This is a genomic window from Methylomonas rhizoryzae (genome assembly GCF_008632455.1).
Taxonomy (GTDB): domain Bacteria; phylum Pseudomonadota; class Gammaproteobacteria; order Methylococcales; family Methylomonadaceae; genus Methylomonas; species Methylomonas rhizoryzae.
Window position 1 is genome coordinate 3,639,363 of the sequence record NZ_CP043929.1, and the last position, 15,418, is coordinate 3,654,780.

Consider the following 15,418-nt stretch of genomic DNA (forward strand, 5'->3'; position numbering starts at 1 on the left):
ACTTCGCGCCTACCAGTTGTAGCGCAAACTGGCCAGTACGGTGCGGCGGTTGCCGTAAAAACAATTACCGCCGTAACAGGTAGTGAAATACTCGTGATCGAGCAGATTGGCCATATTCACCCCTAAACGCAAGCCGTTCAATTTGCTGTGCAACTTGCCTAATTCATAGTGCACGGCCGCATCCACCACCACGTAAGACGGCGTTTTCAAACTGTTGGCCAAATCGCCGTAGTTGCCGCCCGCGTAACGCAACCCACCGCCCAAACCCAAGCCTGCGAAATCGCCTTGCCGTTGCGTGTAATCGAGCCATAACCCGGCTTGATGCTCCGGTGTATAAGTCAAATTGTTGCCTAATTCGGAGGCAATCGTGGATTTGGTTACTTTGGTATCGGTATAGGTATAGGATGCGGCTACGTCCAAACCGACATCCAGACTGGCCTTGCCCTCCAATTCCGCCCCTTGCGAACGCACCTCGCCGGTTTGAATGTTATAACCTACATGCGAAGGCTCAGGATCGGCGGTTAACACATTTTGCTGGACTAAATGAAACAGCGCTGCCGTAAATAAGGCGTTATATCCGACCGGTTGATACTTGACGCCGAATTCATGCTGTTGCCCCGTTGTGGGTTTGAAAGCCTTGCCGAAAAAATCGCTATCGGCAATCGGATCGAACGATTCCGAATAACTGTAGTAAGGCACGACGCCCGCGTCGAACTGGTAGCCCAGTCCGGTCCGGTAGGTGAAGGCTTCGTCGTCGCGCGACGGATCGATCAGGCCATCGTTACCGGTTTGGGTGGTCGCCCAATCGTGGCGAATACCGATAGTCGCAATCCAACGATTCCATTTAAGCTGGTCTTGTGCGTACAGCCCGACTTGGTCCAGTTGCTGACTTCTGGATGAGTCCAACACGGGTTCCTGAAACGCATTGCCGTAGGTCGGGTTATAAACATCCAACACCAGTTCGGGCAATTCAAAATCGGTAAAGCCTTGCTTTCTATCGCCGGTAAAATGCCTGAAATCCAAACCGACCAAGCCTACGTGTTCAACATCGCCGGTGGCAAAATCGGCTTGTAACTGATTATCCAGCGTAAAAGTATGGGTCTGGTCCTTGTAGCGCGCGCCGTACCGGTTAATCTTGGTCATTTGCGCATCCACGAAGCTAAGGCCGGGAATAAGCTCGCCCTTGTCGGCATCAAAGCCGTAGTAATAATCCGGGAAAATACCGCGGTAATCGCTGCTGACATTGGCGTAACGCACATTCTGCCGCGCCGTGAAAATGTGGTTGAAGCGATGATCCAACCCATAGCCCACCGCAAACTGCTCGCGTTCATAACCGTCGAATCCGGGCTCACCCAGAAAGCGGTTGCTCGGAATGCGGCCGTTGGGGTTGGCCAACACCGTGCCTTCATAGGGCAAAAACTGCATCGCGTTGCCGGTTTCGTCTTTTTGATAGTGGCTCAAAAAGGTAAAACTGGTCGCGTCGCTCGGCTTCCAGGTAAAACTGGGCGCGACGTAGTAACGGTTGTCTTCCACGAAATCGACCTGGGTATCGGCGTTGCGGCCCATCGCTACCAAGCGGTAAAACAAATCGTTTCGGCTCGCCACCGGCCCGCTTAAATCCAGGCTGCCTTGCACCCTGTCGTAACTGCCGCCCAGAAACTGGATTTCATGAAACGGGGTTTCGGTAGGCCGTTTGCTCATCATATTGACCAAGCCGCCCGGCGGATTTTGCCCGTACAACACCGAAGACGGTCCGCGCAGGATTTCGATCCGCTCCAAGCCGTAAGGATCGACCCGCAATTGCGCATACGAAGAACTGGAACTCATCAAGCGGGTACCGTCCAGGTACTGGGTACCTTCGAAACCGCGCAGAATAAAATAGTCGTCGCGGGTACTAGGGCCGAAAAGCCCCGTCACCACGCCGGGCGTATAAGCCACCGCCTCGCTAACGCTTTGCGCCGCGCGGGCAACGAATTCGTCCCTGTTGACCGCGCTAATCGACTGCGGCACTTCGATCAGCGGCGTATCGGTTTTAGAACCCGACGCCGATTGTTCCACGACATAACCTTTTACCGGTGCCGCCGCGCTGCCGGCGTTTTCACCGACCACCGCCACCTCGGGCAAGGTTTGCGCGCTGCCAACTGCAAGCTCGCGGCGTTTATCGGTTTGCGACTTGGCCGGCCGGGCATTGTTATCAGCCGCCGTTTGCTCTTGAGCGCTTAATTCCAGCGGCGCGAGCACCAATGCCAACGCGATGGCCGCCGCTTTACCAAAACCTGACCGGACACGAGTCCGCGCTCGCGCATGTACCATTCGTTTAGTCATTGCTTCACCTGCAAATTTGAGTTGCAAGCGATATTACTATGAATAATAACGATTCTCAATTATGTTTTTATCTTATTCGACTCCCTAGCCTTTCCCCTCCGGTTAATCCGGCCTGTTCGGAAACGCCGCTAAACGCGTTACCATAAGCAGCACTCGCATAGCCGCCGGACACAATCTCTATCCCCCTTAAGCATCAGACACCTCACCGCCAGCGATTCGTTATGAAAACCGTTGCCAAACAACCCGATCCCAGCCAACTTAATTCGATCCACCGTCTGGTTCAAAGCGGCCAGTTCCATTCGGCCGAAACCCAAGCCCTCGCCTTGTTGGCGCAGTATCCGAAATCGCTGGGTTTGCTGAATCTGTTGGGCATGAGCCAGCAAGCGCAAGGCAAGCTGCGCGACGCGGCGGCCAGCTTCCGCAAAATGTTGAGCTTGGACCCCAACGTCGCGGAGATCCATTTCAACCTGGGCGCGATCAATACCGAACTGGGCGACCTCAAAGCCGCTCTGGCCTGTTACCGCAAAGCCCTGCAACTCAAGCCTCAATTGACAGTCGCCCATTTCAATCTCGGTACCTTGCTGCAACAGCAAAGTCAGTGGTCCGATGCGGCCAAACACTACCGGCAAGCGGTCGATCAACAACCCGGCTTTTACCAAGCCTGGGCCAACTGGGGTACCGTATTGCAGCAACGCGGCGATTTGCAGGGGGCCGAACAATGCTACCGACAGGCCTTGACCATACAGACGGATGCCCAAGGCCATTTTAATCTGGGCACCGTGCTGTACGGCCAAGGCGAACACCACGCGGCGATAGCGGCGTTCGAACAGGCTTTGCGGCTGGATCCGCAATTCGCCGACGCCTGGAACGATTTGGGCGAAACCTACCGCGATCAAGGCAACATGGAAGATGCGGTGCGCTGCTACCGGGAAGCCCTGAAGGCCGATCCCAAGCACGCCCGCGCCAATTACAACCTGGCAGAAAGCTACAGCCTGGGCGGACAATTGCAGCAAGCCATCCCTTACTTTAGCGCGTCCGATTTCGCCGACGCGCAAGAGCGCGTGTTGCAATGCCTGTATAAAACCAGCCAATTCGACGACTTCAAACAACGGCTAAACCAATTCACCGAGCAACGACAGCATGCTTCGATACTGGTCGGCACCCTGTCCACCCATTACGCCACCAACTTTAAACTGGACAATCCTTACCACTTCTGCCGCGAGCCGATGCGCTTCGTACAGCACACCCACATCGCCGAATTGTCCGCACCGAACAGTCCGCTGTTACGCCAACTCCTGAGCGACATAAAATCCCTGGCCATTGCCGAACGCAAGCAGGGCCGGCTGTATTACGGCATCCAATCGGCCGGTAACCTGTTACAACGGGCCGAACCCTCGTTTCAACAGCTGGCCGCGCTGATCCGCGCCAAAGTCAAAGCCTACCGGAAGCATTTCGCCGGCTGCGACGACTCCCTGATCAAGCTGTTTCCGAAAGACTTGGAATTCGCCAGCTCCTGGTATTTACGCATGAACCAAGGCGGCTATCTGACCTCGCATATCCACGAAGAAGGCTGGATCAGCGGTTGCGTCTACCTGCAACTACCGGACAAATGCGGCGAGCACGCCGGCAGTTTCGAATACGGTACCGACGGCGACGATTACCCGCGCCTGCACGACGACTTCCCCAGCAAAATCGTCGATCAAGCGGTCGGCGATCTGGTACTGTTTCCGTCCTCGCTATTCCACCGCACCATTCCGTTCCAGTCCGATCAGGAACGGGTGTGCGTGGCTTTTGACATCAAACCGCAAGCGGCGGCCTGACGCTGCTCCAGGCTAAGCCTGGCCTTATCGAGCGGAAACAAAACTCCCGAATGGTGTTGTCTAGTAGTTCGTTCATTAATATATTGACTAATTACTCAAGCTCCAAGTCGAACTTTTTCCAGCGGAAAACGACAACGCTAGTGCACCATCCCGGTAAAGACATCGGCCATCTCGCCCGTGTCCTACGACCAATAGGCGCGATAAGCGAGTAATCTGCTCCTTCATAAGTGTCCACCTCATTATAAGTGGACACTATCTTCGCTTCTTTCGAGCAACTGATATAGACGCTGTCTATAGATCGCTTACTTTACACGCATAAAAAAGCCCATCGAGGGATGGGCTTAAGAATAAGAGCTTGGCGATGACCTACTTTCACATGGCAAACTGCCACACTATCATCGGCGCGAAGCGGTTTCACTTCCGAGTTCGGGATGGGATCGGGTGGTTCACGCTTGCTATGGTCACCAAGCAAACTGGTTTGAAGGGGTTAGGCGCAAGGTAAAAAGTTCAGGGTTCAAAACAGCGGCGCTTCGCCGTGTAGCGTCTATCCTACTTTACCTTTCGTTTCCCTTCGTCATGAGCAGTATTGATAAAGGCTTCCGGTTTTTTGAACCTTGTACCTTGCTTCTTGTACCTGCCCTATGGAAATCTGTAGTTGCGATTGTTCTCTTACTTTTCAGCTACTGTCGCTGACCAAACGCATTGGGCGTTATATGGTCAAGCCTCACGGGCAATTAGTACACGTTAGCTACGCCCGTTACCGGACTTCCACACCGTGCCTATCAACGTCGTCGTCTCCAACGGCCCTTCAGGGGACTCAAGGTCCCAGTGAGATCTCATCTTGGGAGGGGCTTCCCGCTTAGATGCTTTCAGCGGTTATCCTGTCCGAACGTGGCTACCCGGCAATGCTCTTGGCAAAACAACCGGAACACCAGAGGTTCGTCCACTTCGGTCCTCTCGTACTAGAAGCAGCTTCCCTCAAATCTCAAACGCCCACGGCAGATAGGGACCGAACTGTCTCACGACGTTCTGAACCCAGCTCGCGTACCACTTTAAATGGCGAACAGCCATACCCTTGGGACCTGCTTCAGCCCCAGGATGTGATGAGCCGACATCGAGGTGCCAAACACCGCCGTCGATATGAACTCTTGGGCGGTATCAGCCTGTTATCCCCGGCGTACCTTTTATCCGTTGAGCGATGGCCCTTCCATACAGAACCACCGGATCACTAAGACCTACTTTCGTACCTGCTCGACTTGTCCGTCTCGCAGTCAAGCACCCTTATGCCTTTGCACTCATTGCCTGATTTCCGACCAGGCTGAGGGTACCTTCGTGCTCCTCCGTTACTCTTTAGGAGGAGACCGCCCCAGTCAAACTACCCACCAGACACTGTCCCTAACCCGGATCACGGGTCGAGGTTAGAACTCCAAACATACCAGGGTGGTATTTCAAGGATGGCTCCACAAGAACTAGCGTTCCTGCTTCACAGCCTCCCACCTATCCTACACAAGTAGGTTCAAAGTCCAGTGTCAAGCTATAGTAAAGGTGCACGGGGTCTTTCCGTCTAGCCGCGGGTACACTGCATCTTCACAGCGATTTCAATTTCACTGAGTCCCAGGTGGAGACAGTGTGGCCATCATTACGCCATTCGTGCAGGTCGGAACTTACCCGACAAGGAATTTCGCTACCTTAGGACCGTTATAGTTACGGCCGCCGTTTACTGGGGCTTCGATCAAGAGCTTCTCCTTACGGATAACCCCATCAATTAACCTTCCAGCACCGGGCAGGCGTCACACCCTATACGTCCACTTTCGTGTTTGCAGAGTGCTATGTTTTTGCTAAACAGTTGCAGCCACCGATTTTTTGCAACCCCCTTCCGCTTCAGCCGCGAGGGCTTACACGTACCAAGGGCATACCTTCTCCCGAAGTTACGGTATCATTTTGCCTAGTTCCTTCACCTGGGTTCTCTCAAGCGCCTTAGAATTTTCATCCCACCCACCTGTGTCGGTTTAGGGTACGGCCACCGATCACCTGAAGCTTAGAGGCTTTTCTTGGAAGCTTGGCATCTATCACTTCGCGGTTCCGAGGAACCACTCGTCATCACGTCTCAGCATATAGCCTCCCGGATTTGCCTAAGAGACCTGCCTACTTGCTTAAACTGCCACTTCCAACCGACAGCTGATATAGCCTTCTCCGTCACCCCATCGCAGTGATCACTGGTACAGGAATATTAACCTGTTTTCCATCGACTACGCCTTTCGGCCTCGCCTTAGGTGCCGACTAACCCTGCGTCGATTAACGTTGCGCAGGAAACCTTGGGTTTACGGCGAGGGGGTTTTTCACCCCCTTTATCGTTACTTATGTCAGCATTCGCACTTCTGATACCTCCAGCCGACTTTTCAATCGACCTTCGCAGGCGTACAGAACGCTCCTCTACCGCTCATCTTTCGATGAACCCGTAGCTTCGGTACTATGCTTAGCCCCGGTGAATCTTCCGCGCAGACCGACTCGACCAGTGAGCTATTACGCTTTCTTTAAAGGGTGGCTGCTTCTAAGCCAACCTCCTGGCTGTCTGGGCCTTTCCACATCGTTTCCCACTGAGCATAGATTTGGGGACCTTAGCTGACGGTCTGGGCTGTTTCCCTTTTCACGACGGACCTTATCACCCGCCGTGTGTCTCCCGTGCTCGCACTTCTCGGTATTCGGAGTTTGCATCGGTTTGGTAAGTCGGGATGACCCCCTAGCCGAAACAGTGCTCTACCCCCGAGAGTGATACACGAGGCGCTACCTAAATAGCTTTCGAGGAGAACCAGCTATCTCCGAGCTTGATTAGCCTTTCACTCCGATCCACAACTCATCCCCTACCTTTTCAACGGGAGTGGGTTCGGTCCTCCAGTGTGTGTTACCACACCTTCAACCTGGTCATGGATAGATCGCCCGGTTTCGGGTCTACACCTTGCGACTGAACGCCCTATTAAGACTCGGTTTCCCTACGCCTCCCCTATTCGGTTAAGCTTGCCACAAAATGTAAGTCGCTGACCCATTATACAAAAGGTACGCAGTCACCCCACGAAGGGGCTCCCACTGCTTGTACGCATACGGTTTCAGGTTCTATTTCACTCCCCTCTCCGGGGTTCTTTTCGCCTTTCCCTCACGGTACTGGTTCACTATCGGTCAGTCAGGAGTATTTAGCCTTGGAGGATGGTCCCCCCATATTCAGTCAACGTTTCACGTGCGCCGACCTACTCGATTTCATGATCAATGAGTTTTCGTGTACGGGGCTATCACCCTGTATCGCCGGACTTTCCAGACCGTTCCACTAACTCGTCAACCACTTAAGGGCTGGTCCCCGTTCGCTCGCCACTACTAAGGGAATCTCGGTTGATTTCTTTTCCTCCGGGTACTTAGATGTTTCAGTTCTCCGGGTTCGCTTCAGTGAGCTATGTATTCACTCAAAGATGACGAGGTTATCCTCGCCGGGTTTCCCCATTCAGACATCGCCGGATCACAGGTTGTTTGCCACCTCCCCGACGCTTTTCGCAGGCTACCACGTCTTTCATCGCCTCTGACTGCCAAGGCATCCACCGTATGCGCTTATTCACTTGACCATATAACCCGAATGCGTCTGTGTTTGAGCACAGTCGATGGTGTTATTCTAGTCAGCTGACATGTTCGCTGATGTTGCTTGAGAACGATTTGCTGTTTTCACCGTCCTCTTTCGAGACCGATTAAACGGCAATTCGCATCAGTTTTGATCGTTTCCGATCAAGACTTGTTTACAGATTTCCATATTGTTAAAGAGCACTTGATACAAATATCAAGTCTATAAAGTCTTAAGGCCAACGACGCAAGGTCTCTTGACCGTAAAAGCTTATAGAGTTGATGCCGGCATCTTGACTTCAGATCGACGTCACAGAATGGTGGAGCCAGGGAGGATCGAACTCCCGACCTCCTGCGTGCAAGGCAGGCGCTCTCCCAGCTGAGCTATGGCCCCGAATACGATTCACTACACGCTTATTCGTGCTTTGTGTATGCGTTGGTGGGTCTGGGAGGATTTGAACCTCCGACCTCACCCTTATCAGGGGTGCGCTCTAACCAACTGAGCTACAGACCCAGGTGTGTCGTGTGGTATCGAAATAATGTGTTGTGAGCACGTAGAGCCGTTTCTGTCTTTGTAAGGAGGTGATCCAGCCCCAGGTTCCCCTAGGGCTACCTTGTTACGACTTCACCCCAGTCATGAATCACAAAGTGGTAAGCGCCCTCCCGAAGGTTAAACTACCTACTTCTTTTGCAACCCACTCCCATGGTGTGACGGGCGGTGTGTACAAGGCCCGGGAACGTATTCACCGCAGCATTCTGATCTGCGATTACTAGCGATTCCGACTTCATGCAGTCGAGTTGCAGACTGCAATCCGGACTAAGACCGGCTTTTTGGGATTAGCTTGCTCTCGCGAGATCGCAACCCTCTGTACCGGCCATTGTAGCACGTGTGTAGCCCTACCCATAAGGGCCATGATGACTTGACGTCGTCCCCACCTTCCTCCGGTTTATCACCGGCAGTCTCCCTAGAGTTCCCGGCCGAACCGCTGGCAACTAAGGATAAGGGTTGCGCTCGTTACGGGACTTAACCCAACATCTCACGACACGAGCTGACGACAGCCATGCAGCACCTGTCTCAGAGTTCCCGAAGGCACTCCGCTATCTCTAACAGATTCTCTGGATGTCAAGGGTAGGTAAGGTTCTTCGCGTTGCATCGAATTAAACCACATGCTCCACCGCTTGTGCGGGCCCCCGTCAATTCATTTGAGTTTTAGCCTTGCGGCCGTACTCCCCAGGCGGTCAACTTAATACGTTAGCTCCACCACTAAGCACTTAAAGCGCCCAACGGTTAGTTGACATCGTTTACGGCGTGGACTACCAGGGTATCTAATCCTGTTTGCTACCCACGCTTTCGTACCTCAGCGTCAGTTTGAGTCCAGAGAGCCGCCTTCGCCACTGGTGTTCCTTCAGATCTCTACGCATTTCACCGCTACACCTGAAATTCCACTCTCCTCTACTCAACTCTAGTTTTCCAGTATCAAATGCAGTTCCCAGGTTAAGCCCAGGGCTTTCACATCTGACTTAAAAAACCGCCTACGCACGCTTTACGCCCAGTAATTCCGATTAACGCTTGCACCCTCCGTATTACCGCGGCTGCTGGCACGGAGTTAGCCGGTGCTTCTTGTATGGGTAATGTCAGTCTACCGGGTATTAACCGATAGGTATTCCTTCCCATTGAAAGTGCTTTACAACCCTCAGGCCTTCTTCACACACGCGGTATTGCTGGATCAGGCTTGCGCCCATTGTCCAATATTCCCCACTGCTGCCTCCCGTAGGAGTCTGGGCCGTGTCTCAGTCCCAGTGTGGCTGATCATCCTCTCAGACCAGCTACGGATCGTCGCCTTGGTAGGCCTTTACCCTACCAACTAGCTAATCCGACATAGGCTCATCTATTAGCGCAAGGCCAAAAGGTCCCCTGCTTTCATCCGTAGATCGTATGCGGTATTAGCGTGAGTTTCCCCACGTTATCCCCCACTAATAGGCAGATTCCTATGCATTACTCACCCGTCCGCCACTCATCAAAGGTGCAAGCACCTTATCAGCGTTCGACTTGCATGTGTTAAGCATACCGCCAGCGTTCAATCTGAGCCATGATCAAACTCTTCAGTTTAAATCTAAAGCGATACTAAGAAAGATTAGTATCCAATCTTGACTCGACTACAGAACGTGCATTACATTAATTGACGTGGTCTGTATGTCGACTATTTCTTAACAGAAATTCGTCGCCCTACATGCCCACACACATTATTTCGATTTTCTTGTTAAAGAGCCGGCGGCTTAGCGCCCCGTTGAGCCTGTGCATTCTACAGCATTTCACAGACTTGTCAAACTTATTTTTTCCACCTTCCCGAGCTTCGCACACCCTGCGCAATCCCCTCACATCCCTACAATCTTCCACTCTCTCGAAAGGAGCCGATCATTATAGCGCTAATTCAAGCAATGTCAACAAACACATCAAAAGTTATTCAGCTAAAACCTGCAACGCAGCGGCGTAATCAGGTTCCTCGGTTATTTCAGCCACCAGTTGCGAGTAAATCACGATATCCAACTCATCTAAAATCACAATAGCCCTAGCAGTTAAGCCCGCCAGCACACTGTCTAGCAACAACACACCGTAATCCTCGGCAAATTTGGAGCGAAAGGTCGACAGCGCTATGAGGTTTTTTATGCTCTCCAATTCGCAAAACCGAGCCTGGGCGAAAGGCAGATCGGCTGAAATCGCCAGCACCACAGTGTTGTTCAGTTGAGCCGCTTTTTCGTTGAATTTTCGGGTCGACGTCGCGCAAGTTGGCGTATCCAAACTAGGCACTATATGTAGTAACTTACGTTTGCCGGCGAACTTCTCCAAGCCTACATCTTGCAGTTTGCGATTGGTAAGCATGAAAGCCGGAGCAATTTGTCCCAAATTCGGCAGATTTCCATTTGTTGTTATAGGCTTACCTTGAAATGTGATCGTCGCCATTAACCTTTCCTATTTGTAACCAATGACCATTCCAGCTTGACCGACAGCAACATTCGTTCATCCACAACACGTTATTGAATCGGCAAAACCTGTTATTTTTTTCGCCGAGTAAACTCGACTAGCCGTTTGCGCTTCTTGATCTGCCTTTCGGTTAATTTATTTTTTTGTCCTTGAAATGGATTTTCCGGGGATTTGAACACCAACCTCACCGGGGTTCCCTGCAATCTTAACTGCTCTCGATAATAATTCATCAAGTAACGCTTATACGCACCCGGTAACGCATCGGTTTGCACGCCGTGAATTACGACTACCGGCGGATTCCTACCTCCTTGATGGGCGTATTTGAGCTTAATCCTTCTCCCCCCTACCATTGGAGGCTGATGCTGTTGAACCGCGTCATTCAGAATCCGCGTTAATTCCGGAGTTGACATGTCGATCATCGTGGAATCGTAGAGACTTTGCACGACATCAAACAACTTACCGACCCCACTGCCGTGTAGTGCGGAAATCGGATGTTTTTCCGCAAAATCTAAAAACGACAGTTTCATCTCAATTTGTTTTTTGACAAATTCCCTATGCTCGGAACTTAAACCATCCCATTTGTTTAGGCCGATAATCAGTGCCCGACCGGCCTCCAATACCAATCCGAGAATGTGAGCATCTTGATCGGTTACGCCTTCGCGCGCATCAATCAAATAAATGACCACATGCGCTTTCTCTATCGCCTGCAAGGATTTGATGATGCTGAATTTTTCCACCGCTAACGATACCCGCGACTTACGCCGCATGCCCGCTGTATCGATGAGGGTAAATTGATGGCCGTTGCGCTCGAACGGGATATAAATACTATCGCGGGTAGTGCCCGCTTCATCGAACACCACTACCCGCTCTTCGCCAAGCAATCGATTAACCAACGTCGATTTGCCGACATTCGGTCTGCCGACGATGGCAATCGCAATGCCCGCGTCAGACTCTTCCATAGGCTCATCGCTAACCGGCAACAACGCGTCGATATGAGCCAAAAGTTCGTGTACGTTTCGCCCATGGCTTGCGGCAATCGGCACCGGCTCGCCCAGCCCTAAACTGAAAAAATCGCCGGTCACCACTCTGGTATCCACCCCGTCGATTTTATTGACGACTAAAACCACGGGCTTACCAAGCTTGCGCAACATATCGGCTATGGTTTCGTCGGAAGCATTGATGCCCTCGCGCGCATCGACCAAAAAAAACACGACATCGGCTTCTTGCAAGGCGACTTCAACTTGCTTTTTGGCGAACGCATCAATTCCTTGAATCTCGTCGGTAATACCCCCGGTATCGACTACCAAACAGTCACGCTCCCCGCGTTTGACCCGTCCGTATTGACGGTCCCGTGTCAAACCAGGATAGTCGGCGACCAAGGCTTCCCGGCTGCGCGTTAAATAATTGAATAGGGTAGATTTGCCAACGTTCGGTCTGCCGACCAATGCAATAACGGGAAGCATGAATTATCTGGCTTTTAATGCGGCAAGTGTGCCGTCTTTGGCGTAAATATATACGACGCTGTCTACGATGACCGGCTTGGCCTCGATAGGAGAGCTGCTAACTTGAGTTCGCCCCAACAACCTGCCGTCACTGGTGGATAGCCAATGCACATAGCCTTCGAAGTCCCCCACGACCACATAACTGTCATACACCATTGCAGCAGTGAGCTGACGATTATGCAATTCTTTCTGTTTCCATAACGAGGCGCCGTTACGTTGGTCCAATTGCGAAATTTCGCTTTGTGTATCGCTGATATACAAATAGCGCCAATCGACGCTAATGCCCGTATTGGTTGAAATTTCCGGGTTGCGCCAGATAATATCTCCGTCGACTTCGGAAACGGACGACGTACCACCGTTAAAGCTGGATATGAATACCACCCCGCGACTTTCGACCGGATCCACATCCAAATCGACCAAACGCTCCACTTCCGAGCGGCCGCTCGGAACCGCAACCGTGGCCTCCCACAACTGCTTGCCGTCTTTCAACTGTAGCGCTTGCAATTTGCCGTTGGCCGCACCGGCGATAATATAGTCGTCGATAGCGATAGGCGCTCCGGCTCCGCGTATGCTCAAAGCAGGCACGCTAACTTCAGATACCCACAGTTGCCCGCCGTCCGCTTCTCTCAGGCCTATAATCTTCCCATCGGTGGTACGTACCACCACTATGCCGTCGGCGACAACAGGAACCGCCTGCACCTCGCTAGGCACGTTAACCAGCCATTTCTGTTCGCCGCTACCGATATCATAGGCAACAACGACGCCGGACGAGCACCCCATGATAACGGTCTGCCGCCCCATACCCGGCCCTGCGGCAAACTCCAAACCACTATCCGCGCTCCAAATCAAATCGCCGTCGGCAAGGTTACGGGCCTGCAACAAGCCGTTGCGGGCAGCCGCGTATATTCGATCCCCCAACACCACCGGAGCCAACTTTAAATGCTGCTTCTCGGCACCGTCTCCTATCGAAGTTTTCCACACCGTTTCGATTTGTAACTCCGCAGTGTACTCGGTCAGCTGTGCCGGTGGATCCGCGCTGTCATCGTCGCCGAATATGGAATCCGACAAGCCGGACAACAGCTCGCGTCCCGCATCCAAGCCCGCACATCCCGTCACCAAGAGCAAACATAAGGACGCTAATAGTAGGTAGCGAGCCGGCGCGGCATAAACCTTGATTGTCATAGCTTAAGGTTTAATTGCCGGTTGGCGGGGTAAACGAAGGCGCGGCAATATCGTCCAATTTAAATTGCGTCAACGCCGTGGTTTTGCCGGTACGTATAGCCTCTTGGTAAGCCGTTCGCGCCTCATCCAGACGATCCAAAGCCACGTACAAATCGCCTTCCAATTCGCTATAGGCAGCCGAGAAACCTTCCGATTTAGCGGGATCGACCAGCGCTATCAGTTTCAGGCCTTCTTCGTACCGGGCGGTAGCCAACATCAATTGAATCAAACGTAAACGCGCGACGTGGCGCACTTCCGGACTATCGGACTGTTGGATTTCTTGTTGCAAAATCGCTTTCGCCGCGTCCAAATCACCCTGTAACACTTTAACTTTGGCTTTTGCCAACCCGGCAAAATCCGCATAGATGAGCGACCCGTAACCCGCGCTGAGTTGATCCGCAAGTTTTTCTGATTGCCCCCAATCGTTTTTCTCGCCACTCGCCAAAAGCTGTTGATAAAGCTGGGATGCTTGTTTTCTCTGTTCCTGCTGATGGCTTTGCCACAAATTCCAGCCGCTCACCAATACGATTGCGGTCACTACACCTGCAATCAGCGAAGTATTGTTGGTCTCCCACCACTTTTTTAACTGTTCCAGTTGTTCTTCTTCGGTATCGTAAATCGCCACAGTCGTTCTCGTTTGAATAGGTAAAGTGCTAAATATTACCGGCTCTCGGCCCAATGTTTCAGCGTTTCCAGCAAGGCGTCGTGGTTTAAATTAACCTGTGCCTGTTCCACGCGCAGATTTTTCAACGCGACTTCGCCGCTAAGTGCCTCGTCTTCGCCGATGATGATTGCCAGTTCGGCACCGGATTTATCGGCTTTCTTGAACTGACTTTTAAAGCTGCCGCCGCCGCAATTGACTTGTAGCTTTACGCCTTCAAGTTCGTCGCGAATCCGCTCGCCAAGTAATAAGCCGATTTTTTCCGCCGCTTCGCCGACTCGAATCATATACACATCCACCGGCTGCGGAACGCTCAATTCAGGCAACTGTTCGATTAGCGCCAGAATACGCTCCATACCCATCGCGAATCCTATCGCATGGTTAGCCCTGCCGCCCAACTGCTCGATCAAGCCGTCGTAGCGTCCACCGGCACAAATCGTACCTTGCGCACCCAAATCGTCCGTAACCCATTCGAATACGGTTTTACCGTAATAGTCCAAGCCACGGACCAAGCGAGTATTGAGCTCGTAGTCGATGCCCAAAGCGTCCAACATCGCTTTCAAGTCATCGAAATGCCGCAGGCTTTCTTCGCCCAAATGCTTCAACAACACCGGCGCGGATTGCAACATCGATTGCATATCCGGATTTTTGCTATCCAGGATGCGCAAAGGATTTGTATGCAAACGACGCTTGCTATCGTCGTCCAGCAATTCGATATGTTGTTTGAAATAGTCGACCAAACGCTGGCGATATACCGCCCGCTCCTCGCACGTTCCCAAGGAATTTAATTGCAACACGACTTTTTCGCGAATGCCTAATTTCCGCCACAACCTATCGGTCAACTGAATCATTTCCGCGTCGACGTCGGGACCGGCCATGCCGTAAGTTTCCACGCCCAATTGATAAAACTGCCGGTAGCGACCTTTCTGCGGACGCTCGTGCCGAAACATGGCTCCGTAATACCACAGCCTATGCGCTTGGTTATGCAACAAACCGTGTTCCAGACATGCCCGCAAACAACCGGCTGTACCTTCAGGACGTAGCGTCAACGAATCGCCGTTTCTATCGTCGAAGGTATACATCTCTTTTTCGACAATATCGGTGACTTCACCTATCGACCGTTTGAAAAGCTCGGTTTTTTCCAGAATCGGCAAGCGTATTTCTTGATATCCGTATGCGGAAAGTACTTGCCGGGCGTGCTGTTCCAGCCAATGCCACCTGGGAGATTGTTCAGGCAAAATGTCGTGCATGCCGCGTATCGCCTGAATGACCTGTTGTTGTTTTGCCATGGGTGTTTGTAACGGGA

At 52.3% G+C, this 15,418-nt stretch carries 7 protein-coding genes, 2 tRNA genes and 3 rRNA genes; 1 reads left to right on the plus strand and 11 read right to left on the minus strand.

Annotation, left to right across the window (positions count from 1 at the left end; translation table 11 throughout):
- Nucleotides 1-9: 9 nt before the first annotated feature.
- A complete protein-coding gene (locus tag F1E05_RS16190) occupies nt 10-2,241 on the minus strand; it encodes a TonB-dependent siderophore receptor (RefSeq protein WP_232056879.1) in 2,232 nt (743 codons plus the stop codon).
- Nucleotides 2,242-2,546: 305 nt separating this feature from the next.
- Here F1E05_RS16190 and F1E05_RS16195 point away from each other — a divergent pair, with 305 nt between their 5' ends.
- A complete protein-coding gene (locus F1E05_RS16195; RefSeq protein WP_150050278.1) occupies nt 2,547-4,145 on the plus strand; it encodes a tetratricopeptide repeat protein in 1,599 nt (532 codons plus the stop codon).
- A 353-nt stretch (nt 4,146-4,498) separates the two neighbouring features.
- Here F1E05_RS16195 and rrf read toward each other — a convergent pair.
- The 10 genes from rrf to hisS form a co-directional block, all read right to left on the minus strand.
- A 5S ribosomal RNA gene (gene rrf / locus F1E05_RS16200) occupies nt 4,499-4,614 on the minus strand.
- Nucleotides 4,615-4,858: 244 nt separating this feature from the next.
- Nucleotides 4,859-7,753, minus strand: a 23S ribosomal RNA gene (locus F1E05_RS16205).
- 310 nt (nt 7,754-8,063) lie between these two features.
- Nucleotides 8,064-8,139: transfer RNA gene (locus tag F1E05_RS16210), tRNA-Ala, on the minus strand.
- 43 nt (nt 8,140-8,182) lie between these two features.
- A tRNA-Ile gene (locus F1E05_RS16215) sits at nt 8,183-8,259 on the minus strand.
- 61 nt (nt 8,260-8,320) lie between these two features.
- A 16S ribosomal RNA gene (locus F1E05_RS16220) occupies nt 8,321-9,855 on the minus strand.
- The 16S, 23S and 5S rRNA genes sit together here with 2 tRNA genes alongside, the layout of an rRNA operon.
- A gap of 351 nt (nt 9,856-10,206) precedes the next feature.
- A complete protein-coding gene (gene tpx, locus F1E05_RS16225) occupies nt 10,207-10,707 on the minus strand; it encodes a thiol peroxidase (RefSeq protein WP_150050280.1) in 501 nt (166 codons plus the stop codon).
- Between the two features lie 92 nt (nt 10,708-10,799).
- Complete coding sequence (gene der, locus F1E05_RS16230) at nt 10,800-12,191, minus strand: ribosome biogenesis GTPase Der (RefSeq protein WP_150050282.1); 1,392 nt, start codon at nt 12,189-12,191, stop codon at nt 10,800-10,802.
- 3 nt (nt 12,192-12,194) lie between these two features.
- Entirely contained in the window at nt 12,195-13,412 is a 1,218-nt protein-coding gene (gene bamB / locus F1E05_RS16235) for an outer membrane protein assembly factor BamB (RefSeq protein WP_150050284.1), read from the minus strand.
- Nucleotides 13,413-13,422: 10 nt separating this feature from the next.
- Nucleotides 13,423-14,076, minus strand: coding sequence for a YfgM family protein (locus F1E05_RS16240; protein ID WP_150050286.1), 654 nt, complete (start codon nt 14,074-14,076; stop codon nt 13,423-13,425).
- A gap of 35 nt (nt 14,077-14,111) precedes the next feature.
- Nucleotides 14,112-15,401: a histidine--tRNA ligase gene (hisS, locus tag F1E05_RS16245; protein ID WP_150050288.1), complete on the minus strand. Its 1,290-nt coding sequence runs from the start codon at nt 15,399-15,401 to the stop codon at nt 14,112-14,114.
- Between the last annotated feature and the right edge of the window lie 17 nt (nt 15,402-15,418).